The organism is Algoriphagus halophilus (assembly GCF_900129785.1).
Taxonomy (GTDB): Bacteria; Bacteroidota; Bacteroidia; order Cytophagales; family Cyclobacteriaceae; genus Algoriphagus; species Algoriphagus halophilus.
In genome coordinates, this window is the sequence record NZ_FSRC01000001.1 from 449,081 (window position 1) to 475,130 (window position 26,050).

The following is a 26,050-nucleotide window of genomic DNA, read 5'->3' on the forward strand; positions in this document are numbered from 1 at the left end:
GGTTTTTAGCCTATGTGTGTAACTTTTGCATCTCCCCACAAATCTTCGAGGCCGTAAAACTCCCGTTTGTCTTTAAGAAAAATGTGGGCAACTACATCCACATAATCCATTAAAATCCAATTTCTGCTATTTTTTCCTTCATTTCTCCAAGGTCCTTTATCACCAGCTTTGATGACTTGTTCCTCTATAGAATCAGAAATTGCATCCAATTGTGTGTCTGAATTGCCGGAGCAAATCACAAAAAAATCGGTAACGGAATTCTTTATATGTCTAAGGTCCATCAAGATAATGTCAGAAGCTTTTTTTTCTTCCATTCCCTTAATGATTACTTTGCTCAGCTCTTCTGCTGTCATTATTATTATTTTATTTTTGTGAGCTGGAAAATCCTGCTTTTTCCAGTGAATCTAAAATTTATGTATAAAATTCTTGCCAACACCATTTTTTTAGGGAAAGATGTACATTTCCTGCCAGACTGTCACTCTACCAATGACATTGCATTACAGATGGTCAGGCTTCGTCAGGTTTCTGAAGGCAGTATCATCATCTGTGGTCATCAGACAAAAGGTAAAGGCCAGCGTGGGAATGTTTGGGAATCAGAAGCAGGGAAGAATCTTACGTTCTCTTTAGTTCTGAAACCTGATTTTTTGGATATAACAGACCAGTTCTTATTGAACATGAGTATAGCGAATGGAGTTCGTATTTTCTTAGAAGATTATTTACCAGTGGTAAAAGTGAAATGGCCAAATGACATTTTAATTCCAGGAGAAGGGAAAATAGGAGGGATTTTAATAGAAAATACCTTTTCCGGAAATTCTTGGGAACATGCCATTGTGGGCGTAGGCTTGAATATCAATCAAAAATCATTCTTTAACAGCAAGGCCACTTCCTTAGCTAAAATTACTGAAAACATTTTTGACCTAAATGAGCTTTTCAGAGTATTGATTACTAGAATCGAGCAAAGTTATTTGTCTTTGAAGCGCGGAAAGGAAAAGGAAATTAAGAACGCCTATCTAACCCATTTGTATCTAAGAGACCAACGTGCTCCATTTGAGTCGAGAGGAGAAAAGTTTTGGGGGGAGATTACTGGAATAGATTCATTCGGTAAGCTGAATATAAGGTTGGATTCCGGAGAAATTCAAACCTTCGATTTGAAGGAAGTGATGTTTTTGGAATAGGGTTAGAATTTTAGAATCCGAATTTTAAACGGTACCTTTGCCCGAGTTTTTAAAAGAATTTAATTCGTTAACTATCAATATTATGTCAGAAACTAAATCTGAAAAATACGTAAAGTACAAGGTTAAAGATATTTCTTTAGCTGAGTGGGGAAGAAAAGAAATCAAATTAGCGGAAGCTGAAATGCCAGGATTGATGGCTCTTCGCGAAGAATTTGGAGCATCCAAGCCATTGAAAAATGCGAGAATTGCAGGATGTCTACACATGACAATTCAAACTGCAGTATTGATAGAGACCTTAGTGGAGTTAGGGGCAGAGGTTACTTGGTCTTCTTGTAATATTTTTTCTACACAGGATCATGCTGCTGCTGCTATTGCTGCTGCAGGGATTTCAGTTTATGCATGGAAAGGCTTAACCGAGGAAGAATTTGATTGGTGTATCGAGCAAACCTTGTTCTTTGGCGAAGATCGTAAGCCTCTAAATATGATTTTGGATGATGGAGGTGATTTGACCAATATGGTGTTGGATCAGTATCCTGAATTGGTTGCTGGAATCAAAGGTCTTTCTGAGGAGACTACTACTGGCGTTCATAGATTATATGAAAGAATGAAGAATGGAACGCTTCCTATGCCAGCGATCAACGTAAACGATTCTGTTACCAAGTCTAAGTTTGATAATAAATATGGTTGTAAAGAGTCTTTAGTTGATGCGATCAGAAGAGCAACCGATGTGATGATGGCAGGTAAAGTCGCTGTTGTTGCTGGATATGGTGATGTAGGTAAAGGTTCTGCGGCTTCTCTAAGAGGTGCTGGTGCAAGAGTAATTGTTACTGAAATTGATCCAATTTGTGCGCTTCAAGCTGCAATGGATGGTTATGCTGTCAAGAAAATGGTGGATGCTGTGAAAGAAGCAGACATCATTGTTACTGCTACTGGTAACAAAGACATTCTTTCTGAAGAGCATTTCAAAGGGATGAAGGATAAGGCAATTGTTTGTAACATCGGCCATTTTGACAATGAAATTGACATGGCTTGGTTGAATAAGAATTACGGTCATACTAAAAATGTCATCAAGCCTCAGGTCGATTTATATGATTTAGATGGTAAAGAAATCATTGTATTGGCGGAAGGTAGATTGGTGAATTTAGGTTGTGCCACAGGACACCCTTCCTTTGTGATGTCAAACTCCTTTACTAACCAGACTTTGGCACAACTTGAATTATGGCAAAATAGTGAAGACTATAAGCCTGGAGTATATGTGCTTCCAAAGCATTTGGATGAAAAAGTTGCAGCCTTGCACTTGGCAAAACTAGGAGTTGAACTTGAAACTCTTTCTCAAGAACAAGCTGAATATATCGGTGTGACGGTAGAAGGACCATTCAAGCCGGAATACTACAGATATTAATCAACGATTGATATAAATGAAAAGGCAGCCCTAGGGCTGCCTTTTTTTATGGGTTCAAGAGCAGGGATCTTCCATCGGGTAGTATAACATTTGCTGCCACATTGCAGGAATCCAATAATTCATATTGAAGTTGATAGGTAACATTTTTGGATGCTCCCCGGCTAATACTCCAAACTTCAGACCCTGCTACGGGTACCAATTTGTTTTCCTGGAAGCAGGAAGAAAGCATCAACCTATCAAATGGGATTTCGATGTTGAAATCCCTTCCTGCCGGATTCACCCCATGGAGGTTTCCTCCGGAGATAAAGCCAATGGCATCGGAAATTGTCGAACCCCCTGAATGCTTAATGTCGCCCGAGAAGACATGGGTCAATTTTTTCTCTGAGGTGATGGTTAAGGGATTAAAGTTTTCAATGATTTGATTGGAGCTTTCCTTTTTAAAGTTCCGGATCCCTCTGATACTACTTCCATTGAAGGAATAATCGTCATACTCTAGAGCCCATGAGGCGGAGTTACTTTCTGAAAGTGCATATTCCAGCACGATTTTCCCGGATCTTTTATCATTTCCAGCCTGTTGACACTCACTTTCTGGATCAAAATTCAACCATACTTTTCTTGTATCCTCTTCCACCAATAATTCTGGACAGCCTGGTAGCGTATTGGTCGTATCCATCCCTTGGTATTCATCAAATGAAAGTAAGGCAAAGTATAAACTCTCGCTCCAAGCAGTGCTGAGATCAAAAAGCTGATTGGCCTCTGTGGGCAAATCTGTGTGAATAACCTTATCGGCATCTTCCTGACAGGAACCGAATGCCATACTTAAAAGGATCAGGAAAAAGTTGAATCTTTTCATGCGTAAACTACTGCTGTAAAATTAGAATCTTTTTGCGAACAATTCTTCCTTTCAATTACTAGGCCGAATGCCTATCTTGGGTAGGAATGAATCCAAAATAAGTATGAATTATTTAGATGGCATGCTCAAAGAAGGAGCCTTAAAAGGAAAGAATATTCTCATTACAGGAGGAGGAACTGGATTGGGGAAATCAATGGGAGAGTATTTTTTGGAATTAGGGGCGAATCTGGTGATTACTTCGAGAAAGCTGGAGATACTTCAGGAAACTGCAAATGAAATGATGTCTCAAAAAGGAGGGAAGGTAATTCCTTTGGCTTGTGATGTCCGGGATATTGAACAGGTTGAAGCCATGTGGACTGCTGCATTGGTAGAACTGGGGCAGATCGATGTGGTCTTAAACAATGCCGCAGGAAATTTTATCAGCCCCACAGAAAGGTTGTCAACCAACGCATTTAATACCGTATTGGATATTGTACTGAAAGGCACCTCTCAAGTGACTTTAACAGCAGGAAAAAGTTGGATTGAGCGTAAGCAAAAAGGAGCATTCTTGAATATTGTGACCACTTATGCCTGGACAGGTTCCGGTTATGTTGTTCCATCCGCAGCAGCAAAAGCAGGAGTTCTAGCTTTGACGAGATCTTTGGCGGTGGAATGGGCAAAGTATGGAATCCGCTCCAATGCCATTGCCCCTGGCCCATTTCCGACAGAAGGAGCTTGGAGTAGGTTGTTGCCTGGTGATTTGGTAAAGAAATTTGATCCCGCTAAAAAAGTGCCTGTTGGTAGAGTGGGAGAACATCAGGAGTTAGCCAATTTAGCAGCTTATTTAGTTTCTGATTTTTCGTCTTATGTCAATGGGGAGGTAATCACCATTGATGGTGGTGAGTGGCTAAAAGGTGCAGGGGAGTTTAATAATTTGGACCAAATCCCTGAGGAAATGTGGGACATGATGGAAGTGTCAAGAGGAAAAAAGCACTAAGCCCCAAAGTGATTTGGGGCTATTTAAAATCCAAATGGAAAATCAGGAACTCTTAAGTTCTCTTTGAATAGATGAAAGAGAGTCTGAATCCTTTTCAAAATTTTTATTTTGATTAACGGACTCTTTGATACTTTTTTTCAATGCTTGATCAAGTTGAACCGTTTCTTTTTTGATGATGTCCAATATGCGCTTGGACTCTATTGATTGCTGTTCGATATCCAAAATATCAATTAGTCCTAAGATATTGGCCACTCTAGCACGAAGGGTGTGGGATTGCTGGAATGCCAATTCTTTCAAAAAATATTGGTGTTCCTTCATCCAAAGATCCTGTTTTTTCTTTTCTGTAATATCCAAAATAATTCCTTGCACTTTTTTAGGCATTCCTTCCATGGTCCATTGGATGGTTTTTCCGAAAGCGATTACCCATATGGTCTGATTTCTTTTAGAGACTAACCTAAACTCTTTTTTAAATGGGATACTTCCTGGGGATTTAAAATGAAGGGTTAGTTCTTGAGTTAATAATCGATAATCTTCCTGATGGATGTGTTTCTCCCAAGAAATTTTGCCTTTCGTTTCTATTTCTTCCTCCGAGTACCCTAAGGTTTGGGCTAGACCAGAGCTAATGGTATTTACTTTTTCAAAAGGGTTGAATTCCCAAAAGCCCAATAATTTATCTTCCAAAAGGGTGTCGATAATTTCAGAGGAAGATTCTTCACTATCCATAAAATCTCCCAACCTTATATTGTATGGCTTAACGGGATCTACAGGGTGACCAATCCCTAAACAGGTTCCAAAATCCTCTGAAATGAAAAAAAACTCCCATTTGGTTTTTATTAAATTTCCGGATGGATAGTTAATTTTCTGAAGATCTACCAGAAATGATTGCTGATGATGATGCCAAGCTTTTATTCTATTATTTTCATACTTTATCCAATCTGAAGAGAGGAAACAGTCAGCAAAATGAACTGGTTTTTCGGTTTTGTCAAAAAGTGATGGAATAGGTCCAATGCCTGAATCAGAACTTAGAACTAAGCCAGTCTTATCCATGGTCACCTGCATGAAATACTCAGAAGTGATGGCTGCTTGTGCTAATAGTTCTAAAGCTTTGACCTCGTTCATTTATAAAATTAACCAATTTTGCATCTAATTACATAAAATATAATTTAAAATACAAAAAAATATATTTGAAATGAATCAAGAGTCATTGAATTTAAATAGAAATAGTTTTGGAAATCCTCAAAATGCTGGGAATGCGATGTCAAATGAGGAGGCACTAGCACTTTTGGATGAATGGGTAAAAAATGAAAAATTAAAAGTTCATATGCTTCAAGTAGGGCATTTAATGAAAAAATTTGCGCAAAGTAAAAACTACCCAGATGAAGTTCAGCATCTCTGGTATTTGGCGGGCTTGCTTCATGATGCCGATTGGGATCAATGGCCCGATCAGCACTGTAAGAAAATAATTGAAGAATTAGAGTCCAGAAATTTAGATCCAGGAATGATAAGGGCCATCGCCTCTCATGGACCTCGGTATTTTGGGGTAGAGCCTGAATCTGAAATGGACAAAATGTTGTATGCTTTTGATGAATTAAGTGGATTCGTACATGCTTATTCTTTGATGCGTCCTACAGGATACGAAGGAATGGAAGTCAAAGGAGTCAAAAAGCGATTGAAGGATAAAACTTTTGCAGCACAAGTGAGTCGGGAAGATATTCAGGATGCTTCTCAACGTGCAGCTATACCTGTAGAAGATTTAATTCAATTTGTGATCACCCACCAAATTACAGCACTTGAATGATTGGAATAATAGAATTTAATTAAAAGAATTTTTATCTTGATTTTATTTTTCATATTTAAATCAAGTAATATGTTGAAAAAGTTATGTTTTGGGCTTATGCTTTTACTGGTTTTTGAAATCGCTAAAGCTCAAGAGAAAAGCATAGATACCACTGCGGTCATTATCTTAGATAGGATGAGTTCTATCTTCGGAGAGTTAAATAGTTTGGGATTTACATCCAGCGTATCAAAGGATGTAGTATATGCAGAGGATTTTTTCATCAAGGTTTTTTCAAGTAGCGAGGTAAAAATTAAGGGTCCTAATAAACTTTCGGCCCGGATTCACGGGGAAAATAAAGAGGATTTATATTCCTATAATGGGGAGCAGGTCATTTATTATTCCTACCAAAATAATATCTATACCGTAGCAGATGCTCCAGATAATTTGATCGAAACCATTGATTGGTTATATACCGATTTTGGGATTGAATTAACAACAGCCGACTTTTTATACCCTAGCTTTTCCAAAGACTTTACTGAACAGATGGATTATGTGGAATTTTTGGGAATTGCTCTGGTAGATGGAAAGCGAGCTTTTCATATTGCGGGAAGCAATGAGTCGATTACTGTACAACTATGGATTTCTGATGATTCTTATTTTCTGCCCATCAAAACACTCATTACCTATTTTGATGGGCCTTATGCGAATCAGCATGAAACGGACTTCTCGGATTGGGAAATCAATCAAGATTATCCGGATTCCATATTTGAATTTTCTCCCCCACCAAGTGCAAAACAAATTACCTGGATGAGCCAGAACTGATTAGTTAACGAAATTGAGCAATGGAAAAGTTAAGCATTAAATTTTTGATCCTGGGTTTTGGGTTGATGGGTATGATATTCATTTCCGACTTAGCCCAGGCGCAAAGAATGAGAGCAGGAGCGGGTAGAGCTGGTGCAAGACCGGCTACCACGCGACAAGCTCCATCTAGACAGATGAGTAGGCCACCATCAAGACCTTCCACTAGGCCTGCTACAAGACCTACAACAAGACCTACTACGCGTCCTTCTTCAAGGCCTTCTATGAATACCCGGGATAATACCCGTCCAAAAAATTCCAGTTCACGGCCCACCTTAAATGGAGGAGCAAACAAAGTAACAAGGGACAGAACCAATACTAGTAAGGTGTCCAATATTCGAAATAACTCTTCAACTAATCGAGGAGGAGGTAATCGAAATATCGTAAACAACAATATTACCATCAATAGGAACAATGTCAATGTCCGAAATAATCATGTTCGGAATTACCGTCCATACAGACCTCCCTATAGACCTTATCCTAGGCCTCCCTATATCTGGGGTGGATACGGGTTTAGTTGGTTTAGACCCTATTATTACCATCCCTACAGCCCCTATTATTGGGGACCAGTTTGGCATCCATGGGGATTTTTTGTAGCTGCATTGGCTACTACCGCAATCATAGTCTCCATTGAAAATCAGGATTACAATTATGATGAAGGGGTGTTTTATGTGGAAACGGATGATGGATATGTAGTAGTGGAAGCTCCTCAAGGGGCGACTGTGAAAGTGATCCCTAAAGAATCAAAAGAGGTAGAAGTGAGTCCGACCGTAAACAACTATTATTATGGTGGCACCTTTTATGAAAAAAGTGATGGTGGCTATACGGTAGTTCCACCCCCAGCAGGTGCAGTGGTGGATGCTTTACCCGAAGGAGGGGAAGAGGTGAAAGTCGGAGATCAGACGTATGTCAAAATAGGTGATACGTATTATATGCCTGTCCAAGAAGATGGAAAAGATATGTATGAAATAGTGCAGGTTGAAGAAGTGGAGGGTTGAACTTGATTTAATGAAATTAAAAAGGGCCTTGATTCTTCAAGGCCCTTATTTTTTATTCTTCAGTTCCCTGAACTTCAGAGAGTGGTTTGAAATTTCCTTCCGGCAATTGTTCCGCTATCTCATCTTTCTCATAAGGGAACACCTCTACAATTGGGCTTTCCACAATATCAGGAACTCTAAAGCTTACCAACATATTGTTTAAGCTTTCTTGAATTCTATCATAAGCTTCTTTGACATCCGAGGCCGTCACAATCATGTATTGAGTGACCTTTTTCTCCTTACCGCTCTCTCCATCAGAAACTAGATAGGACACTTTACATTTATACCAGATATCGGCATCTTCGAAGAAAAAGACATCCACAATGTTACTTTTGCTTAAGCTGGTAACCTGGAAATCGCCTCTAATTTGAGAGCCAAGACGGTCATATATTATTGCTTCCGCTTCTGTGAATGATACAGCATCTACCAAATACTGTTCAGAGATGTTTTTTAACAACCCTTCTTCATTCTCCTTCGCATATTTTACTTTACACAAAAACCAAGTTCTCATCATTCATTATTTTGAAGTGTGAATCTAAATCTTATCATTTGAACAACCATAAGATTCATGTTAAAAGTACTTTCTGTTTATTTCGGTTTTTAATTAAATGATTGAGAATAAATGATATACCATTTGAAATTTTTTTAATCTAGATTTTAAGTTTTCCTTTTCCTGCGGAATTGGTTCAGGTTTGATAAAAGCTGTAAATTGAAAACAAATAGTAAAGTATGCGCGAAAAAATCTGGTATAGTTTTCCAGTACAACTTTTACTTCTTCATCTGAGAAAAAATCTTGCCCTTATTTTGATTTGGGTAGTGCTCTTGGGGATTATCCTGGAAAAGTTTGGGGTCATGTTAGGGATTCCCTTCCTTTTTCTAGACCCAGAATACTTGCATCAGGTATCTTGGGTAAGCTTTATGATGATGGGGATTGGTTTTGCAGTGTTGACTATGGCGTTCCATATGACTACCTATATTATGGATGGAAGCCAATTCAAATTTTTGGCGGTATTATCAAAACCCTTTATTCATTTCTGTATAAACAACTCCATTGTTCCTACCATATTTTATTCCATTTATTGCATCAAATTTATCGTATTTCAATTAGGAAATGATTTGTCTTCAGAATGGTTTGTTTTTCATTATTTTCTGGGTTTCACGGGAGGAAGTTTATTGTCCTACGCACTGATTTTCGGATATTTTTCATTCACCAATAAAGACTTTTTTATTCTTTTTGCCGGCTCAGTGGATAAGCGGCTTAGAAAGGTCCGGCTTACACGGGCTAATGTAATCAGTCAGTACAAAGAACTGAAGTCCAAACAAGATAAGGTATTGTACTACCTAAACTTGAACTTAAAATTTGAAAAGGTTCGTCCGGATATCTCCAGATTTGAAGGGACTAAATTGCTTAGGGTATTCGATCAAAATCACCTGAATCTATTTTTAATTCAGGTATTTCTCATTCTGTTTGTTTTGTTTCTGGGAGTTTTTAAAGAGAATCCCATCCTTCAATTCCCTGCAGCGATGAGTGTGACCCTGTTATTGGCCATCCTTGTGATGTTAGTAGGGGCTGTAAGTTTTTGGTTGAGAAAATGGTCTACTGTAGCCGTCATTGCTATGTTGTTTCTGGTCAACTATTTCTCCAATTTCTCTTTTTTAAATAGGCCTCATGAGGCATTCGGGATCAATTATTCAATCAAACCAGAACTGTATAATCTACAAAGACTTAATCAACTTTTACATCCAGATACGGTCGCCAAAGATCGAGCGAGAACCATCAAAACCTTGACTAATTGGAAAAATAAATTCCCTGAAGAGGAAAAACCAAAACTAGTAATTGTTGCAGCAAGTGGTGGAGGACAAAGAGCATCACTTTGGACTTTTCATGTCCTTCAATCCATTTATAATATTCAACAGGGTGAGGTGATCCAACATACAGAGTTATTTACAGGTGCCTCAGGAGGGGTGATAGGAGAGGCCTTTTTTAGGGAGATTTACCTTCGGTCCCAATCGGACTCTTCAGTAGATCCAATGGATCCGAAATATCTGGATCAAATATCTGCAGACAATTTAAACCCTATCATTTTCACCCTATTGGTCAATGATTTATTAATTCGAAATCAATACTTTGAATACCGAGGATATAAGCATTTAAAGGACAGAGGCTATGCGTTTGAAAATCAGTTAAACCTCAATACAGAAGGGGTAATGGACAAACCCATTTCTGCTTACAAAGAACCTGAACAATCCGCAAAAATTCCAATGCTTCCTGTAACTTCCTTGATCACCAATGATGGAAGGAAATTGGTGATTTCCCCTAATTCCATGTCCTACCTTGGAACATCTGTTCTTGGTAAAAGTGGAAAAGATGAGAAAAAGCAATCCATCGATTTTGTTCGGTTTTTTCATGATCATGATCCTGAAAACCTTCGCTTTTTATCCGCCTTGAGAATGAGTGCCACGTTCCCTTTTATTACTCCAAATGTCCAATTGCCTTCCATTCCGGAAATGGAGACCATGGACACGGGCTTATCGGATAATTTTGGAGTGCAAGATGCCCTTCGGTTTATTTATGTTTTTCAAAAATGGATTTCTGAGAATACTTCCGGGGTGGTATTAATAACGATTCGGGATTCTGAAAAATCCACAGAGATTCCCCCTACGGATCCTTCGAAAATCTTAGAGAAAATATTTATTCCATTAAAAAACATTTACTCGAATTGGGATAATGTGCAGACGATTCAAAATGAAGTGTTGTTTAATTATATGGATGAGTCTATGCCTTTTGAACTGGAAAAAGTCGAATTCGAATATGCACCAGAAAAGGTACAGCCTGGGGAATTAAGTGGTAGCCAAGAAACCATGCAGCGGGCTTCTTTAAACTGGAGACTAACAGCGAGGGAGAAAAAGTCTATTCTCGCAAGCATTTACACCCTGAAAAATCAACAAAGCCTAAAACGCTTGGAAGAGATTTTTGAGGATTCACACAACACTCAGTCCACAGATTCAATTCAATAGGCGATTCCAATTTTCTTGTAGATGAAATGCATCAGCCATGCGGGCCCAATCAATAAGAATTGGATGTCTTTGAGAAAAGATGGTTTTTTCCCTTCGATTTTATGCCCCCAAAACTGAAATACCCAAGCAATCGCGAAAATCACCAAACTGATCAACCATAACTTTCCGGGAAATTCCAAACTGATAAAATTAGCCAAAGCCAAACACATGGCAGAAAAGAAAAACATCCCTAGGGCCAGTGGAGGAGAAAGCGATACATAATAAATCAAGACCACTGCCAAAGCCAAAGTGGCCCAATTGGCAAAATCTTCTAAAAACGGAGCAAAGTCATGCAGGCTCTCGGAAGGTATAGCATAGATCAGGCCTACGATACTGAAAAATATGGATGGTACGCAGATCCAATGTATAAATTTATTGGTTTGGTTTTGATGGCTTAAGCCGTATTCCTCCAATAATGCATCTATTTTTCTCATGGCATTTTGGGTATTTATCAACAAGTTTCATCAAATTAATAAATCAATTGATCATTTAAGGAGGAAAAAAGAAATGTTTAGCTACTGGGAGAATAAAAATTTTTTGAAATACGACTTAATCGTGATTGGGTCCGGTTTTGTCGGGCTTTCTACTGCCATTCACTTTCAAAAGAAACATCCCAAAGCAAAAGTAGCAGTGCTTGAAAGAGGCGCATTCCCAAGTGGTGCAAGTTCAAAAAACGCAGGTTTTGCATGTTTTGGTAGCCTCACTGAAATATTGGATGATTTAGAGAATATGTCTCAAGCGGAGGTATTGGGTTTGGTAAAAAAAAGGTATCGGGGGCTGCAGCAAATTCGAAAAAAATTTGGAGACAAGGCTTTAAATTATCAGGCTTCAAATGGGTTTGAACTCTTAGAGGAAAGCCAATTGCTAGCTGCGGATCGCATGGACGAGATCAATAAATTGCTTCAACCTCTTTTTAAAAAGGAGGTGTTTTCCATCGTTTCCGATCATGATCGATTGGGTTTTTCTTCCAAAGTGAAAATGGTAATCCAAAATAAATTTGAAGGTGAACTTGATCCAGGAATGTACCTCACTAGCTTGTGGAAGTTGGCGGGTAAATGGGGCGTAAGGATTATCAGCGGAGTGAACGTCAAGCGTATAGATTTGGATTCGGGGGTAGTGTCTGTGGAGAATAATTGGGATCAGGGTCAATTTGAAATGAAAGGGAAGGAATTGGCTATCTGCACCAATGCATTTACCAAGCAATTGTTGCCTGATACTACTTTGGAACCAGGAAGAGGGTTGGTGATGGTGTCAGAACCATTAGATTTCGAAATTCCATGGAAAGGAAGTTTTCATATGGATAAAGGTTATGTTTATTTCCGAAAGGTAGATGGAAGGTTATTGTTGGGAGGAGCTCGAAACATAGATTTTGAAGGGGAGAATTCCACCGCTTTTGAAATCAATCAAAAAATAAAATCGCATCTGAATAGGTTAGCACATGAGGTAATTTTTCCAGATAAAGAGATTGTCTGGGAAAAGGAATGGACCGGGATTATGGCTTTTGGAGAAAAGAAAACCCCTATTATTCAGGAAGTAGGAAAAAAAGCAAGTGTCGCTGTAAGGCTAGGAGGGATGGGTGTTGCGATCGGTTGGCAAGTAGGAAAAGAGCTGGCAAAGCTGATTTCCAAAAAATAAAATGATATTTTTTGATTAGATTCAACACTTAAATTCACAAACCAGCTGTTAATGGAAGGAACTATACGTGCCCCTAAGGTTTTTGACGCCCTTATCCCCTTAATTTTTTTAATAGTATTACTTGTCTTAAATATCCAGGTTTTTGGAACGGATGGATTATCTGGTTCCAATCAAATTGTACTGATTTTATCTGCCACGGTTGCTGCCTTGGTTTCAATTTTTAGATTAGGCTTTAGGTGGGAGACCTTGCAAGACGGGATTGTAAAAAGCATCAGTGCTGCCATGTCAAGTATATTAATTCTATTCCTGATAGGAGCACTTGCAGGAACTTGGCTTTTAAGTGGAATTGTTCCAGCCATGATTTATTATGGTTTACAGATTTTGAACCCAACCATTTTCCTTTTTGCAGCTTGTGTGGTAAGTGCTATTGTATCTATTGCCACGGGTAGTAGTTGGACTACAGTAGCAACAGTAGGTGTAGCACTCTTAGGAATAGGGAAGGCTCTTGGCTTTGAGGAAGGAATCATAGCCGGGGCGATTATATCCGGAGCTTACTTTGGAGATAAAATGTCTCCTTTGTCAGACACAACCAATTTGGCACCTGCAATGGCTGGTACAGATTTATTTACCCATATCAGGTACATGGCCAAAACGACAGTGCCCTCTATTACAATCACCTTAATCATATTTATAGTGGTTGGATTTAATTATGAAACAGTAGGCTCCGTTGAGGATGTGAAAGCAATCTCTGCCGTAATTTTAGAACGATTCAATGTGAATGGTTGGTTGTTTATTGTTCCTTTGGTGGTATTAGGGATGATCATAAAAAAAGTACCGGCAATTCCTGCTTTGCTTACCGGTGCGTTGCTGGGAGGAGTTTTTGCCTTGATCTTCCAACCCCAAATCATTTCCTTGATTGCTGCTGAAGATGGATCTTATGCTTACCAAGGTTTCAAAGCAGTAATGATGTCATTGTATGGAGAAATCAGTGTGGTTACCAGTAACGATGTCGTCAATGAATTGTTGGTGACTGGAGGAATGGCAGGAATGCTGAATACCATTTGGTTAATTGTCTGCGCCATGGTATTTGGAGGGATAATGGAAGAAAGTGGGATGTTGAGAGTATTGGCAGAGACAATTATCAAAAAAGTACATCGAGTGGGTTCTTTGATTGCTTCTACTGCAGCTACCTGCGTGTTTTTTAACATTACTACTTCTGATCAATATCTGGCGATTTTGGTTCCTGGAAGAATGTATGCGGATGTATATAAGAAAAGGGGACTTAAACCTGAAAACCTAAGCCGAACCTTAGAGGATTCAGCGACTGTAACCTCTGTATTGGTGCCTTGGAATACATGTGGCGCTACTCAAGCTTCAGTATTGGGAGTGGCAACCTTAACGTATGCACCTTTTTGCTTTTTTAATATTATTAGCCCGTTCATGACCATTTTGTTTGGGTATCTAAAAATTGGAATAACGTATTACGAGAAAGAAGAAGTATAGTATGATCCCTTTAAGGATAAGTAAAGATGAGATTAACCAGTTGCCCCTCGGTCAGTTTGAGGGGGAAATGTTTTTAATAGATGATATAGAGGATGTAGAAGAGGTTGCTGAATTTTTGGCAAAGCAAAGGATCATTGGATTTGATACCGAAACAAAGCCTGCTTTTCGAAGAGGGGTGATTAATCCGGTTGCTTTACTTCAATTATCTACTTCCACTCAAGCGTTCCTATTTAGGCTGAATAATATTGGGAGCTTTCCAGATGCTTTGAGAAATGTGTTAGAAAAAGAAGCTATTGTGAAGGTCGGAGCGGCAGTCCATGATGATTTAAAAGGCCTGGCAAAATTGACGGATTCTTTTTACCCGCAATCTTTTTTTGATTTGAATGATGAGTTAAAGAAAGTAGGATTCCATAATGTAGGGGTTAGAAATCTTTGTGGGATGGTCCTGAAAATCAGAATCTCCAAAGCTGAACAAGTTTCCAATTGGGAAGCTGAAGAACTTACGGAGAAGCAAAAACGGTATGCAGCCACTGATGCATGGGCTTGTTTAGAGATTTTCGAAAAATTAAAAAAGGAAGGTTATTTGGACCCTCTTTTCAAGAAATGATTTCAAGAGACTCTATTTCTTCTAAACTTTCTAATAACTGCTCTTCAATTCCTTTTCTATACTCCAGAGACATTTTACAGTCCAGCATCAATTCCTGATGAATGATTTCCAATTCATGGGTTTTCACTAATTTCATGACCTCATTCATCGCAGGATAAGAAAATTTGATTTTCACCGAGGATAAAACTTGTTCTTCAATGATCTCATTTTCTTCGATCGCTAATGCTGCAGAAGTTTTATATGCCTGGATCAAGCCACTCATGCCAAGTTTTGTGCCCCCAAAGTACCTGACCACCACGATGAGGATATTGGTGAGGTTATTTGATCGGATCTGGCCTAAAATAGGGTCTCCCGCAGAATGGTTAGGTTCTCCATCATCTACCGCACGAAAGGTAGTTGCTTCTTTGCCTAGCACATAGGCATAGCAATGATGCCTGGCATCATAATAAGTCTTTCTCAATTCAGCGAGATGGTCTTTTATTTCCTCCTCACTTCTGACTGGAAAAGCAAAGTAAAAGAACTTACTACTTCGATCCTTATAAAGTCCCTCGCTCGGCCTTTTGATGGTCAAATAAGTGTCATCTAAGTCCTCTAGATTCATTGGGAATAAAATGGGTTTTGGAGTTAGGTAAACGGCTAAATTAGAAATTTAACTATTCAGTAACCTTGAATCCGTCTGATTTCTATTAATTTTAATTAATTGGGATTTATAAAGATGATAGAATTGATTGCAAAAAAATTACCTTACTTAATAGACTTTCCAGGTCATGTGTCAGAGACAGGAACATTAAATTATTGGAAGGATCGGACACTCTTTTCAAGCGGAATTGAACGATGCTTTTGGATATCAGATGTAAAAGCTGGGGAGTCCAGAGGTAACCATGCGCATTATCAGGAATCCCAAGTAATCATCGCCATGGCTGGAGTTTTAGAAGTAGAAGTGACCCATGTAAGCGGGGAACTATTAAAATTTAAATTGGAATCTTCTTCAAAAGGGTTGTTCATCCCTCCCTTAAATTGGGTTTCAGTTATTTTCTCCGAAGGTTCTGTTTTACTTGGGCTCTGTGATCGAGCATTTTCTGAAGACGATTTTATTAGGAATAAACAAGATTTTGAAAACTACCAATACAGAAATCAGTAAAGAATTTGAACTAATTGTTCAACCCTCTGAAAGATGCAAAAAGGATTATTTATTATCCAATATTTCAGGAAGTGGGGAGGTAGAAGCATTGGATTTTTTCTGGGAAAAGAAAGGAAAGAGAAAAGCATGGACCACTTTTTCGATTGATTCAAACTTAGTCGCAAGTTCACTTCCCATGACTCCTTTTGGAGGGATATTTATTTTAGAAAAATTACATACAGAATCATTGGCATGTTTTATTCAAATGGTACTGAATACTTTGAAGAATAGGGGCGTAAGGCAAATAGAAATTACCTGTGCTCCCAAACCCTATGAAGAGCATCATGATTTAATCGCTTACCTTTTACAAAAACAGGGTTTTGAGTTAACCAGTATCTTGAGCCATCAATTCTTTTTGGGCCGGAAAAAAATAAAGAAATGGGTACAGCAGGAATACACTCGGTATCAAAAAAAGACTCAATCTGGTGCTATTTCGATGAGCATTAATTCTATCGGGAATTTTAATTTTTTGAAGGAAATCCGCCACTGGAATGTAGAACGAGGTTATGAATTTCAGTTGGATGATAACAGGATTATCATGCAAGTATCAGAGTATCCGGATCGATATTTTTTAATCAGCATCCTAGAGGCAGAAAAACCTGTGGCCCACTGTTTAGCAGTAAAGCTTTTTTCGGACTCTATCTATTATTTTCTTTCGGCTATTAACCCTCACTCTTCCATCAAAAATGGGGGTGAATTATTGCTGGCAAATCTGTTTAAATTGGCCAATGATGAGAAAGTCAAATTGATCGATTTAGGCTCCTCGGATTTGGGAGATGAGATAAACCATCCCTTGATGTTTTTTAAATCAAAATTCTCGAATGATATTTCAAACAAAGAGACCTGGGTAAAAAATCTAGAACTATGAGAAGAGGTAAGTTGGTTTCTGTGATCTGTATCTGCTTCAATCATGAAGATTGGATAGAGGAATGTTTGGAAAGTGTGCGATTGCAGGATTACCCTCAAAAGGAATTGATCATTATTGAAAATGGGAGCACGGACGACTCTCTTCAGGTAATTCAAAAGTGGATAAAGGAAAGCGCAGGAAACCTAAAGGTGGAATTGATTTCTAATCAAGAACCACAATCTTACTTGGCTCTTTTTAACCAGGCGATTAGGAACTCCAACAGCCAATATGTAGTGGATTTATCAGGTGATGATGTGCTTTATCCAGACCACCTCTCTTTGTCGGTAAAAATGCTGGAAATTTCTAGAGATGCAGCATTCGTATTTTCGGATGCCTATATTTTGGATGAGGATGGAGTAGTCAAAACATTTTACGACCGGAAGACAGGAGGGGACTTAGTCCATGAAATAGAAGTGAATCATATCTATGAAATTCTGGTCCAAAGCTATTATATCTGTTCGCCTACCATTGTGTTTGACCGGACTATTCTGCTAAAAGAAGGAGGATATGACGAAAACTTGACCTATGAGGATTTTGACATCCAAGTTCGCTTGGCCAGAAAATATCCCTTGGTATTCTCGGATCATGTGGGAGTCCTGAAGCGTAAGCTTTCCAATTCCTTATCAAGCAGACAGTATATACCCTATGAATCGAAAATGCTCCCAAGCACTTTGATTGTTTGTAAGAAAATCAAAAACATGAACGAAACCCCTTCTGAAATGAAAGCCTTGGGGAAGCGGATTTTATTCGAGCTAAAACACGCTTTATGGTCCTCAAATTTTGAGGTAGCAACTGGTTTTATTGCTTTGGGAGAAGAGATTCACTTGAAAAGTTTAACTTTTCTGATCTATAAACTCTGGGCAAGGTTTAAGTTTGATTTATCCTGGCTTTATACCAGAATCGGTTAACCCACCACTACCTCTATTAGCTTTTTGTTTTGGTAATACTTTTGAGATAGTTTGAGTAAATCCTCAGGTTGAAATGTTTTTAGGTAAGAGAGTTTGTCAAAATAATAAGATAAATCTAAGCCTGAGTGGTGAACAGCCCTAAATCTGTCCATGATATCAAAAGCAGAGCTGAACCGGCTCAACATCTGCCCAATCATGTAATTACGAACGACCTCTAATTCATCCTTTGCAACAGGTTCTTCTACTAGTTTATTGATTTCAAAGTAAATCTCATCTATTACTTCCTGGTAATATGCCTTTTGTACATCCGCGGAGATTACCCAATATTCAAAGTCACCAATTTCTGCCAGACTAGAAAATATTCCATAGGTATGCCCTTTGTCCTCCCGTATATTTTTGATCAATCGAGATCCAAAATAACCTCCCAAAATGGTGTTTAGCACCGAGAGTCCAATAAAATCAGGATGTGATTTTGGTATGGAAAAATTTCCCATCCTAATGCTGCTTTGCAATGCCGCTTCACGTGACTCTATCCATTGATATTTAGTAATAACTTCAGGGAAAAGAAGCTCCTCGGTAGCTTTCCTATTCGGGATTCTGGAAAGATCTTTTTCTAGACCATTTAATTCTTGTTCTGAAAAATTCCCACTAATAAAGATTTCTATTTCCTGCCAGAGTAATTCCTCATAATAGAATTTTAATCGATCTTGTGTGACTTCATCTACATGGGAGGCTATTGGTTCTAATCCATAGGGATGTTCCGGTCCAAATAAAGCCTTTCTGAAAAGTTGTCCGGCTCTTACAGCAGTTTTTTCTTTTTCCAGTTTTAAACCTAGCCTCTTTTGCGACTTCCGCTTTTCTAAAGAGTCTAAAGGGAATGTGGCTTCAGAAAATAAGTCAATAAATACGGGAAGGACTTTTTCCAGATGTTTTTTGGTAGTTAATAACCCCAATCCCTCATGGGCAAAAGAAAGTATAGGGTTCACCTCACTTGCGTGAAAATCGAAGAATTCCGCGATCTCTTCACCGGACATTCCTTTAAGTCCTTCTTGAAGGAGAATCAAGGTAAATGAAGGGATTAAATTCTGGGATAATGGGAGGGATGCTTTTCGCCCTTTTCCTATGACTTCTATTTTTACAACATCCAGATTGGGAGTGTTATTGAAAAATAACTTCGCCCCATTTTCCAACTTAGTTTCAAATGGGGGAGTAAGTTCAAAATCCTCCGGAATTCTAAATTCAGGAGCTTTGGACCTATCTAATGGCATTTTTAATTTGGAATGGTATAAAGAAGAGAGAATCTTAGCGTTTCTGCTAATGGATGGTTTTGCTTTTGAGGAACTAAATAAGAGAAATCAAATCCTATTCTCTTTAAATCAAACCCTAAGCCCATGGTGAAATATTTTCTACCACCTTTGCTTTGGTTTTCAAAAAAGTAACCGGTTCTTAAATTGAATTTTTCAGCATAGGTATATTCTACCCCAAAAGAGACAGTCACTTCTTGAATTTCCTCTGAAAAGCCTCCAGGAGCATCTGCAAACGAGCCAAACATCCCTGAAATCAAAGGCCGGTTGGGATCTTTTCCTTGGGCAATTACCAAATTTCCATCTTCATCTGTCACCAATGTGCCATCTTCGTTGGTTTCGTAATAAGGGGGCGTCGGAACCAATAATTTATTAAAATCCAATGCAAAAGTTAGGGTGTTCATTGGATCTAAATCCAATGAATAAGCAGTACCAATTCTAAAGTTAGTAGGGATATAATCTAAATCATCTGCACTATTGTAGGTGATTTTTGGTCCAATATTGGAAATGTTCACACCCCAGGACCAAGTACCTTCTTTTGCGCCAGCAAAGATTGGTTTTTGATAATAAAGCCCCACATCTGTACCCACGCTGATCCCTGGTCTACTTTCATTTCCTCCTGAAGAAGAAATGTTTCCAGAAAGATTGGAATGGATAAATCTGGCAGAAATACCTAAAGCGAGGTTAGACGATAGTTTTCTTGAATAAGTTCCTCCAATCGCAATGTCACGAGGGTTAAATTCACCCAATGGATTTCCCCTTCCATCTGTCAATTCTATATCACCCATATTGAAGTATCTCAACTCGAATCCAAATGCTGAAACCTCATCTATTTTTACAAAGCCTGTCAAATAACTTAATGACATATCATTTACAAGCTTTCCAAGCCAAGGAGAATAGGATAATGAAAAGCCCATTTTATCTTCCACAAAAGCAAGTTTTCCAGAATTCCAGTGAGCTGAATTAGCATCCGGAGAGGTAGCCACCCCAGCATCCCCCATGGCAGAATGCCGAGAGTCAGGTGCAAAATTTAAAAATGGCACAGCTGTAGTGATTACCCGCCTAGTTGGATCTTGACCTGATATGATGCTGCTATTTTGAGCAGAGGTTGTAAAACTAGCCAGGGTAAAAACTATTAGGAGTATGTTTATCCTGTTTCTAATGGCCATTATTTTCATTTAATAACGATTTGACCGCTAACTGTAGCCGTTGAATTGTCGGTTTCAGATTGAAGCGTTAATTTGTAAATATAAGTTCCTTTTGCGGGATATTTTGATTGGTTTTGTAAAAATATCCATGATAAATCATCAATCCTAGCGGATGCCTTGGTCAAACGAAGTGATTCAGTAAATATTGCCTGACCTGTAGTTTGAAATATAGAAATTGTAATTTGAAAATTTTCACCTGGTCTATTGTGCTCTAAAATAAAGTTACTGACCTCATTCGTGGGGTTAGGATATGTTTTGTGGTTCAGAATTTTCAACTGTTCACTTCCTTTTACAAAGAACGGTACACTTAAGTTACTTTGATTTCCCAAATTATCCCAAGCATTAATCAGAATCTCATTTTTTCCTTCAACAAATCCCTCCAATAAAATTTCGATGTACCCACTTTCGAACCTGTTATTTCGAGCAATAAACTCCCGGTTTAGGTACAAGGGTGCGCCCCCGTTGATCTCCACGGAAAGTTGACGTTCAGGCAAGAGACCAGAAATATCTATTCCACTCCTATCCTCCAAGTCAATATGAGCAAAAAGTGATGTAGAAGGGAAAGAATTTGAAACAGGGTCTACCCCATTTAACAGTAGTTGGATGGAAGGACCTTCCCTATCCAATACAGTTTCGTTTGATTCTTTCGCGAGAACCGATTCCGTTCCAAAAGCTTCAAAGTTAGATTGGTTTTCCATTGCGATGATTCTGATTCTGGCAGAGAATTCCTTTTCACCTAACTTCCTTGGAATAAAAATTTCAGTAGTGAGCTCTCCATTCAAAACACTTCCTTCCCCTCTGAATAAAACCACCTCTGATTCCGTGTAGGAAAAAGGAGGGTTCTCATCTCCGAAGCTTTTTTTGTCCGATTGCCCACCCCAAATTTCAATTTGATAGTTTCCATGGTAACCAATTTGTGTGGCTCCGCTCACTGGATCAATGATCGCACTTTTCAATATGAGAGCTTGTCCTGAAGGAAGTGAGTTTAGGGTGTTTCCTGCTTTATCTTCGATGGATATTAAATCCACTGCTAGCTCAGGTTTCGCCAATTTAAGGCTTGGATCACCTATTAAGGAGAAATTTCTATTGAAAGGCCCCTTCAAACTCTTGTTTTTAGTGTTTTTAAAAATAGTGCCAAGATCCTGGTATCCTGAAGTATTGGATTGGAATGCTTCTTGGATAAAGGCCTCATTGACGGAGAAGTTTACACTTGAAAATACGGGTCTTCCTGTACTCAAAATACCGATGGCTCCTCTATCCGAAGCAATAAGTAATTCTTCTGCTGCTGATCTAAAAAATGGGCTGTCCTGCCTACCAAATTCACAAGTGGCAGTGACCCATAAAGCTAAATTCTTTTGTTTGGGCCAATTCCTGATATCAGCAACTGTAAATACCTCTTCTGCAGTCAAGGAGGTTTCATTTCCATGCCCAATATAATTGAGAATGAGGGTTCCCTCTTCCAATGTTTTTTCTAATGCAGAAATAGCTTGAGGGGACTTTTGGTTTGTTCCTTCCGTTACCTGTTCATAGCTGTCTAGGTAAAGTTTTTTTTGTTGGATGAAGGGATGATTTTCTTCAAGATACGTTGCGTGCTTTTCAGCATCCCGCATATGAATGTTGTTATCACCGTCATCTACTAAAAACGAAATACCCTTTTTCCAAAAACCTGGTTCATGGCTACTTTCATAGGCAATTATTTTATTGACCACAACTAATGCCTCTTCTTTGCTGATAACTGGAAGTCGTCCCACTCCAATTTGCATCATTTCATCTCCCTCTGAGCTTTCAGCCCAAGAACCTTGGCCAATTTCCACCATCCCGAAGTAATCGTCAGAACTATAGGTAGTTAATGGGTTTAGGCTATTTCGGCTTGAATAAGTGGGGATCAGGTTAGGTCGTCCTCCCAATTTACCTTTGTAATCAAATGTCCCTTTTCCAAAGAGCAAGACATTTTTTAAGGAATTGGAATGATGATACCTACTGGCAATATAATTCCGGATGGCTGTCAGGTCTTGGTTACCGTATCCAAAATGATCAATTATCTCCTCGATCCATACTACTTCAGTAGGAATTCCGATCTGGATTTTGTGAGATTTTAGTTTTTCAGCTGAAAATGAAAAGATCTTGGGTGCAATGATTATTAATTCTGAAGAACTATTCGATTCCGATAACTGCTTGCTGATTGATTTAAATTGGCTTAGAGCAGATACTTCTTCTGGGTTAAAGACGATGAGTTTATCTATTTTCGGTTCCGTATTAAGTGCAAACTCTAAGCGTTGCGGTCTAAAAAAATCACTTACATCCCAATAAGATAACTTAGGGTCTTTGACCAAGGAAACACTTTCTGCATTCCAATTATAATAAATACCTGGTCCAAGGGTTTGACTTGAGTATGGAATTCCTACACAGATATTATCCCAATATCCAGTTGCACTTTGATCTGCAGATTTGAAGCTGGTACGTATTCGGTCCAGTCGATTCTCCTTAGGTGAAAATTCAAAAGAAAACTGATCCTCGATTCCTTTGATTCCATAGGTGGTAGTTGGGATCGCATCAAATGAGGCCTCATATCCTTCCTGATCATCTAATAGAATAGAAATGGAAGAAGGAGTTGAGGAGCTACTCATTAAGGTTCCAAATAATTTCCAACGTTCAGAATTTCCTGCTTGTTTAAAAACAGAAATAGTTCTTGAGCTTTGAGGTAAAATAGCTTCCGAATACCAAGTCCTTCCTGAATTCAGAATATTGTTTTCTTCCCCTTTGAATGGAATCAATTGATAGAGGGGTTTCGGGGCTGATATTGATTCAGGAAGTTCAAGGGTAGATACATCTTTTGTTCTGCTTCCAACCCCAATTAAATAGCTTAAACTATCAGCATAGAGGTGATGCCGATAGTTCCAATTGAAGCTACTATCTTTTTCAAAAACATGTGGTCCTTCTAAATAAATATAAAGAACGCCATTCTGGATGAAACTTGGGATTTCTTGTTTGGCCAACTGTTCTTCTTGAAGTGGTTGGGGGAGCATACCTGGATACCCAAAGAAGGAGATATCTGACAAAGAATTTGCTCCCAGTCTTTTAGCGTCTTCCTCCTCTAATTTAAAAATTCCCGATTCAGCAATTTTTATCGAATAGAATTGGCTTTGGGATAGTCCTTCCCAAGAAAAAGAGAGGCTGATGGTTAGGATAACTATTAGCTTTTTTATCAAAAGTCTCATTCACTACTCGTTGCATTTTCAACCACAGATAACCCAATATACGCAAGGATAATCAAGGGGATACCAGCAAGGCCCAACCAAACAAATAGAAGGATGCTGAGTGTGATTAGCGCATACCTGAAAATATTCTTAGAAAATGCGAAAGATTTGAACTTCAGTGCGATCAAAGGAATTTCAGAAACCAACAGTATGGATAGCGTTAGAGCAATTCCCACCAAGAAAAGCGGGGAAGTAATCACAGTGCCAATTTTTGTCCATTGGATAGCAAAATGAGGTAAAGTGGCTACAAATAATGCTGCAGCAGGAGTAGGAACCCCGATAAACCGGTCTGACTGCCTGTCATCTAGATTAAATTTTGCCAACCTCAACGCGGAAAATAAGGGAAGTATCAACGTGCCATAAGGGAGCCATTCAATTTGACTGGTACTTTTGGCCATTGCAAAAAGGATAAAGCCAGGAAGTACACCGAATGAAACCAGATCCGCCAATGAATCCAACTGTTTACCCAATTCCCCCTGAACTTTTAAGATCCTGGCTGCAAATCCATCTATAAAATCAAAAAATGCAGCCAGTAGGATAAACCAGGCACCAGAAAGAATATTTCCGTCCAACACCCACACGATCCCAATTAGACCTGATAGTAAATTTAAAAGGGTGACCGTGTTAGGGATATGTGACTTGATATTCAAAGCATTGCTCTTTGTCCCACGAATGGGTTGTTGATTTTTTCAAAACCTATGGTTGTTTGTGGACCATGACCAGGGTAAATGATTGTATCTTCCGGTAGTCTGAATAATACCGACTTGATTTTACTGATCAATTGGTTGTGGTTTCCTCCAGGAAGGTCTGTTCTTCCTATGCTTCCTTTGAAAAGAGTGTCTCCAGCAATTGCCTGCTTTGAATCCTGATGGTAAAATACCACATGTCCAGGCGCATGGCCTGGAACAAATAATATTTCCAAGGTTTCTGTGCCTATTTTAATTTCATTTCCTTCGACAAGAAATCCATCCGGTTCGCTTCCTTCATACATATGAAACCCATAATTTGGAGCGTAAACTTCCACAGATTTGATTACAGGGATTTCTTTTTCATGTATAAGCAATGGAACTCCAAAAGTACGTTTCGCCCAGGTATTCCCTAACACATGATCAATATGACAATGGGTATTAAGGATTTGCTTTACTGTGATTTTATTTTGTTTAATAAAATTCTCAAGTTCTTGTTTTTCAGAATCTTCATAACATCCTGGATCTATAATAGCCCCTTGCCCTGATTCATCATAAAGCAGGTAGGTGTTTTCCTGGAAAGGATTAAATGTAAAAGACTTGATGTGAAGCATAGGATTTGTCTGTACTAAGGCAACAAAATAAAGAATTATAGCTTTAATTTGAGCCATGGAAATTGATTTTTTACTGATTGGTCAAGGGCTAGCTGGAACAGCGCTAGGATATCGTTTGATAGAATCAGGTAAAAGTATAAGAATTATCGATCAGCCCTCAGGAAATCAGTCAAGCAGGGTGGCAGCTGGCTTGTTTAACCCAGTGACGGGGAGAAAAATGGTAAAGACCTGGAATGCAGATTATTTATTCCCTGAGCTTCATTCTTTTTACAAGAGACTGGAGGAAATTACTGGCGAATCGTTTTTGATAGAACAGCCTATTTATAGGCCTTTTTTATCCATTGAAGAACAGAATGAATGGATGGGGCATAGTGCAGATGAAGGATTCCAAATTTATTTGAAGGAAATCTATACCGAAAGCCAAAGTGATTCGTTGAATGATTCATTTGGGGGGGTGTTGCTAAAGCAATCGGGCTGGTTGAAAATAAATGTTTTCCTGAACGCGATGCAAAGGTATTTTGCAGAGAATCTTCATCAGGAATATTTTGATGAAAGTGTATTGAGAAAGGGGGATGGTCATTGGGAGTACAAAGGCATCAAGTATAAGTCCATCCTATTTTGCAATGGTCTGGGGGCGATGAATTCTTCGTTCTTTAACTATTTGCCGTTTGCACCAGTGAAGGGGGAACTATTGGAGTTGAAACAAGCCTTCTGCCCTGATTACATCGTAAATAGGGGGGTATTTAGAGTTCATCTTGGAAATGGGGTTCACAGGGTAGGTTCAACGTATACCAAACATGATTTGGACGAAGGACCTACAGAATCTGCCAAAGCTGAAATATTAGAGCGGCTTGGTGCTTTGGTAAAATTACCCGTAGAGGAAATTATTTCTCATAAAACGGGGATAAGACCAGCTACTAGGGACAGAAAACCATTTTTGGGTAAACATCCTAAGGAGCAAAGCGTTTACATATTTGATGGGTTTGGAGCAAAGGGTGTTTCTTTGGTTCCTTATTTTAGTAAATTAATGTGTGACTATTTGAAAGGGCAGGCTTCACTACCCAAGGAAGTAGACATAGCAAGGTATTTTAATTATATTTAAAAAA

At 38.7% G+C, this 26,050-nt stretch carries 25 protein-coding genes; 14 read left to right on the top strand and 11 right to left on the bottom strand.

The genetic code is table 11. From position 1 onward, the window contains the following. Positions 1-5 precede the first annotated feature (5 nt). A complete protein-coding gene (gene rsfS, locus BUR11_RS01885; protein WP_074223143.1) occupies positions 6-353 on the bottom strand; it encodes a ribosome silencing factor in 348 nt (115 codons plus the stop codon). A 60-nt stretch (positions 354-413) separates the two neighbouring features. On the opposite strand from rsfS, the gene BUR11_RS01890 reads away from it, so the two are divergent. After that, entirely contained in the window at positions 414-1,175 is a 762-nt protein-coding gene (locus BUR11_RS01890; protein WP_074223144.1) for a biotin--[acetyl-CoA-carboxylase] ligase, read from the top strand. Between the two features lie 82 nt (positions 1,176-1,257). Then, positions 1,258-2,577 (top strand): adenosylhomocysteinase, encoded by a 1,320-nt coding sequence (gene ahcY / locus BUR11_RS01895; protein ID WP_074223145.1) that lies wholly within the window; start codon positions 1,258-1,260, stop codon positions 2,575-2,577. 46 nt (positions 2,578-2,623) lie between these two features. Here ahcY and BUR11_RS01900 read toward each other — a convergent pair whose 3' ends face one another. After that, on the bottom strand, positions 2,624-3,430 hold the full coding sequence (locus BUR11_RS01900; RefSeq protein ID WP_074223146.1) for a hypothetical protein: 807 nt from the start codon (positions 3,428-3,430) through the stop codon (positions 2,624-2,626). Between the two features lie 103 nt (positions 3,431-3,533). Between BUR11_RS01900 and BUR11_RS01905 the strand changes: the two genes are divergently transcribed. Next, on the top strand, positions 3,534-4,406 hold the full coding sequence (locus tag BUR11_RS01905; RefSeq protein ID WP_074225062.1) for an SDR family oxidoreductase: 873 nt from the start codon (positions 3,534-3,536) through the stop codon (positions 4,404-4,406). Between the two features lie 42 nt (positions 4,407-4,448). Here BUR11_RS01905 and BUR11_RS01910 read toward each other — a convergent pair whose 3' ends face one another. Then, on the bottom strand, positions 4,449-5,525 hold the full coding sequence (locus tag BUR11_RS01910; RefSeq protein ID WP_074223147.1) for a PAS domain-containing protein: 1,077 nt from the start codon (positions 5,523-5,525) through the stop codon (positions 4,449-4,451). Between the two features lie 70 nt (positions 5,526-5,595). Here BUR11_RS01910 and BUR11_RS01915 point away from each other — a divergent pair, with 70 nt between their 5' ends. The 3 genes from BUR11_RS01915 (at position 5,596) to BUR11_RS01925 (ending at position 8,039) form a co-directional block, all read left to right on the top strand. After that, positions 5,596-6,204 carry an HD domain-containing protein gene (locus BUR11_RS01915; protein WP_074223148.1) on the top strand — a complete coding sequence of 203 codons (609 nt, stop codon included), beginning with the start codon at positions 5,596-5,598 and terminating at the stop codon, positions 6,202-6,204. Positions 6,205-6,273: 69 nt separating this feature from the next. Next, positions 6,274-7,005: a DUF2092 domain-containing protein gene (locus tag BUR11_RS01920; protein ID WP_084560837.1), complete on the top strand. Its 732-nt coding sequence runs from the start codon at positions 6,274-6,276 to the stop codon at positions 7,003-7,005. Between the two features lie 20 nt (positions 7,006-7,025). Continuing rightward, a complete protein-coding gene (locus tag BUR11_RS01925; RefSeq protein WP_074223149.1) occupies positions 7,026-8,039 on the top strand; it encodes a DUF6515 family protein in 1,014 nt (337 codons plus the stop codon). Between the two features lie 52 nt (positions 8,040-8,091). Here BUR11_RS01925 and BUR11_RS01930 read toward each other — a convergent pair whose 3' ends face one another. Next, positions 8,092-8,592 (bottom strand): DUF4494 domain-containing protein, encoded by a 501-nt coding sequence (locus BUR11_RS01930; RefSeq protein WP_234982054.1) that lies wholly within the window; start codon positions 8,590-8,592, stop codon positions 8,092-8,094. Between the two features lie 215 nt (positions 8,593-8,807). On the opposite strand from BUR11_RS01930, the gene BUR11_RS01935 reads away from it, so the two are divergent. Further along, on the top strand, positions 8,808-11,096 hold the full coding sequence (locus BUR11_RS01935; protein ID WP_074223150.1) for a patatin-like phospholipase family protein: 2,289 nt from the start codon (positions 8,808-8,810) through the stop codon (positions 11,094-11,096). On the opposite strand, the gene BUR11_RS01940 is transcribed toward BUR11_RS01935, so the two are convergent. After that, positions 11,090-11,569, bottom strand: a complete 480-nt coding sequence (locus BUR11_RS01940) for an Mpo1 family 2-hydroxy fatty acid dioxygenase (protein WP_074223151.1) — start codon at positions 11,567-11,569, stop codon at positions 11,090-11,092. The two genes, BUR11_RS01935 and BUR11_RS01940, sit on opposite strands and share 7 nt — an antisense overlap. Positions 11,570-11,672: 103 nt before the next feature. Here BUR11_RS01940 and BUR11_RS01945 point away from each other — a divergent pair, with 103 nt between their 5' ends. From BUR11_RS01945 to BUR11_RS01955, 3 genes are read left to right on the top strand one after another with little or no spacing between them, the layout of a single operon-like run. After that, positions 11,673-12,770, top strand: coding sequence for an NAD(P)/FAD-dependent oxidoreductase (locus tag BUR11_RS01945; protein ID WP_234982056.1), 1,098 nt, complete (start codon positions 11,673-11,675; stop codon positions 12,768-12,770). A 51-nt stretch (positions 12,771-12,821) separates the two neighbouring features. Next, a complete protein-coding gene (nhaC, locus tag BUR11_RS01950; protein ID WP_074223152.1) occupies positions 12,822-14,273 on the top strand; it encodes a Na+/H+ antiporter NhaC in 1,452 nt (483 codons plus the stop codon). A gap of 1 nt (position 14,274) precedes the next feature. Continuing rightward, positions 14,275-14,880: a 3'-5' exonuclease gene (locus BUR11_RS01955; protein ID WP_074223153.1), complete on the top strand. Its 606-nt coding sequence runs from the start codon at positions 14,275-14,277 to the stop codon at positions 14,878-14,880. Here the strand turns inward: BUR11_RS01955 and BUR11_RS01960 are convergent. Further along, positions 14,870-15,481: an IMPACT family protein gene (locus BUR11_RS01960; RefSeq protein ID WP_074223154.1), complete on the bottom strand. Its 612-nt coding sequence runs from the start codon at positions 15,479-15,481 to the stop codon at positions 14,870-14,872. The two genes, BUR11_RS01955 and BUR11_RS01960, sit on opposite strands and share 11 nt — an antisense overlap. 114 nt (positions 15,482-15,595) lie before the next feature. Between BUR11_RS01960 and BUR11_RS01965 the strand changes: the two genes are divergently transcribed. From BUR11_RS01965 to BUR11_RS01975, 3 genes are read left to right on the top strand one after another with little or no spacing between them, the layout of a single operon-like run. After that, positions 15,596-16,021: a sugar 3,4-ketoisomerase gene (locus tag BUR11_RS01965; protein ID WP_074223155.1), complete on the top strand. Its 426-nt coding sequence runs from the start codon at positions 15,596-15,598 to the stop codon at positions 16,019-16,021. Next, on the top strand, positions 15,993-16,928 hold the full coding sequence (locus BUR11_RS01970) for a hypothetical protein (RefSeq protein WP_084560838.1): 936 nt from the start codon (positions 15,993-15,995) through the stop codon (positions 16,926-16,928). The genes BUR11_RS01965 and BUR11_RS01970 overlap by 29 nt, the downstream gene beginning before the upstream one ends. Continuing rightward, entirely contained in the window at positions 16,925-17,875 is a 951-nt protein-coding gene (locus BUR11_RS01975) for a glycosyltransferase (protein ID WP_074223156.1), read from the top strand. Before BUR11_RS01970 ends, BUR11_RS01975 begins: the two co-directional genes overlap by 4 nt. Here the strand turns inward: BUR11_RS01975 and BUR11_RS01980 are convergent. Genes BUR11_RS01980 through BUR11_RS02000 form a run of 5 tightly spaced genes read right to left on the bottom strand, consistent with a single transcriptional unit; the run spans position 17,872 to position 25,001 of the window. After that, positions 17,872-19,143 carry a M16 family metallopeptidase gene (locus BUR11_RS01980; RefSeq protein ID WP_074223157.1) on the bottom strand — a complete coding sequence of 424 codons (1,272 nt, stop codon included), beginning with the start codon at positions 19,141-19,143 and terminating at the stop codon, positions 17,872-17,874. The two genes, BUR11_RS01975 and BUR11_RS01980, sit on opposite strands and share 4 nt — an antisense overlap. Before the next feature lie 2 nt (positions 19,144-19,145). After that, positions 19,146-20,357, bottom strand: coding sequence for a type IX secretion system outer membrane channel protein PorV (gene porV / locus BUR11_RS01985; protein ID WP_074223158.1), 1,212 nt, complete (start codon positions 20,355-20,357; stop codon positions 19,146-19,148). Then, on the bottom strand, positions 20,354-23,605 hold the full coding sequence (gene porU / locus BUR11_RS01990) for a type IX secretion system sortase PorU (RefSeq protein ID WP_084560839.1): 3,252 nt from the start codon (positions 23,603-23,605) through the stop codon (positions 20,354-20,356). Before porU ends, porV begins: the two co-directional genes overlap by 4 nt. Continuing rightward, positions 23,602-24,294 carry a CDP-diacylglycerol--serine O-phosphatidyltransferase gene (gene pssA / locus BUR11_RS01995; RefSeq protein WP_074223159.1) on the bottom strand — a complete coding sequence of 231 codons (693 nt, stop codon included), beginning with the start codon at positions 24,292-24,294 and terminating at the stop codon, positions 23,602-23,604. Before pssA ends, porU begins: the two co-directional genes overlap by 4 nt. Continuing rightward, positions 24,291-25,001, bottom strand: coding sequence for an MBL fold metallo-hydrolase (locus BUR11_RS02000; RefSeq protein ID WP_234982058.1), 711 nt, complete (start codon positions 24,999-25,001; stop codon positions 24,291-24,293). The genes pssA and BUR11_RS02000 overlap by 4 nt, the downstream gene beginning before the upstream one ends. Between BUR11_RS02000 and BUR11_RS02005 the strand changes: the two genes are divergently transcribed. After that, positions 25,000-26,046 carry an NAD(P)/FAD-dependent oxidoreductase gene (locus BUR11_RS02005; RefSeq protein WP_074223160.1) on the top strand — a complete coding sequence of 349 codons (1,047 nt, stop codon included), beginning with the start codon at positions 25,000-25,002 and terminating at the stop codon, positions 26,044-26,046. The two genes, BUR11_RS02000 and BUR11_RS02005, sit on opposite strands and share 2 nt — an antisense overlap. Positions 26,047-26,050: the final 4 nt, after the last annotated feature.

Bases quoted from the DNA above. Each gene is read 5' to 3' on its own strand.
- BUR11_RS01915 (WP_074223148.1), top strand. From the start codon at position 5,596: ATGAATCAAGAGTCATTGAATTTAAATAGAAATAGTTTTGGAAATCCT.
- BUR11_RS01910 (WP_074223147.1), bottom strand. From the start codon at position 5,525: ATGAACGAGGTCAAAGCTTTAGAACTATTAGCACAAGCAGCCATCACT.
- BUR11_RS01900 (WP_074223146.1), bottom strand. From the start codon at position 3,430: ATGAAAAGATTCAACTTTTTCCTGATCCTTTTAAGTATGGCATTCGGT.
- BUR11_RS01960 (WP_074223154.1), bottom strand. From the start codon at position 15,481: ATGAATCTAGAGGACTTAGATGACACTTATTTGACCATCAAAAGGCCG.
- BUR11_RS02005 (WP_074223160.1), top strand. From the start codon at position 25,000: ATGGAAATTGATTTTTTACTGATTGGTCAAGGGCTAGCTGGAACAGCG.
- BUR11_RS01955 (WP_074223153.1), top strand. From the start codon at position 14,275: ATGATCCCTTTAAGGATAAGTAAAGATGAGATTAACCAGTTGCCCCTC.
- rsfS (WP_074223143.1), bottom strand. From the start codon at position 353: ATGACAGCAGAAGAGCTGAGCAAAGTAATCATTAAGGGAATGGAAGAA.
- BUR11_RS02000 (WP_234982058.1), bottom strand. From the start codon at position 25,001: ATGGCTCAAATTAAAGCTATAATTCTTTATTTTGTTGCCTTAGTACAG.
- BUR11_RS01980 (WP_074223157.1), bottom strand. From the start codon at position 19,143: ATGCCATTAGATAGGTCCAAAGCTCCTGAATTTAGAATTCCGGAGGAT.
- BUR11_RS01925 (WP_074223149.1), top strand. From the start codon at position 7,026: ATGGAAAAGTTAAGCATTAAATTTTTGATCCTGGGTTTTGGGTTGATG.
- BUR11_RS01975 (WP_074223156.1), top strand. From the start codon at position 16,925: ATGAGAAGAGGTAAGTTGGTTTCTGTGATCTGTATCTGCTTCAATCAT.
- BUR11_RS01940 (WP_074223151.1), bottom strand. From the start codon at position 11,569: ATGAGAAAAATAGATGCATTATTGGAGGAATACGGCTTAAGCCATCAA.
- nhaC (WP_074223152.1), top strand. From the start codon at position 12,822: ATGGAAGGAACTATACGTGCCCCTAAGGTTTTTGACGCCCTTATCCCC.
- BUR11_RS01965 (WP_074223155.1), top strand. From the start codon at position 15,596: ATGATAGAATTGATTGCAAAAAAATTACCTTACTTAATAGACTTTCCA.
- BUR11_RS01935 (WP_074223150.1), top strand. From the start codon at position 8,808: ATGCGCGAAAAAATCTGGTATAGTTTTCCAGTACAACTTTTACTTCTT.
- BUR11_RS01905 (WP_074225062.1), top strand. From the start codon at position 3,534: ATGAATTATTTAGATGGCATGCTCAAAGAAGGAGCCTTAAAAGGAAAG.
- porU (WP_084560839.1), bottom strand. From the start codon at position 23,605: ATGAGACTTTTGATAAAAAAGCTAATAGTTATCCTAACCATCAGCCTC.
- BUR11_RS01930 (WP_234982054.1), bottom strand. From the start codon at position 8,592: ATGATGAGAACTTGGTTTTTGTGTAAAGTAAAATATGCGAAGGAGAAT.
- BUR11_RS01920 (WP_084560837.1), top strand. From the start codon at position 6,274: ATGTTGAAAAAGTTATGTTTTGGGCTTATGCTTTTACTGGTTTTTGAA.
- ahcY (WP_074223145.1), top strand. From the start codon at position 1,258: ATGTCAGAAACTAAATCTGAAAAATACGTAAAGTACAAGGTTAAAGAT.
- porV (WP_074223158.1), bottom strand. From the start codon at position 20,357: ATGAAAATAATGGCCATTAGAAACAGGATAAACATACTCCTAATAGTT.
- BUR11_RS01890 (WP_074223144.1), top strand. From the start codon at position 414: ATGTATAAAATTCTTGCCAACACCATTTTTTTAGGGAAAGATGTACAT.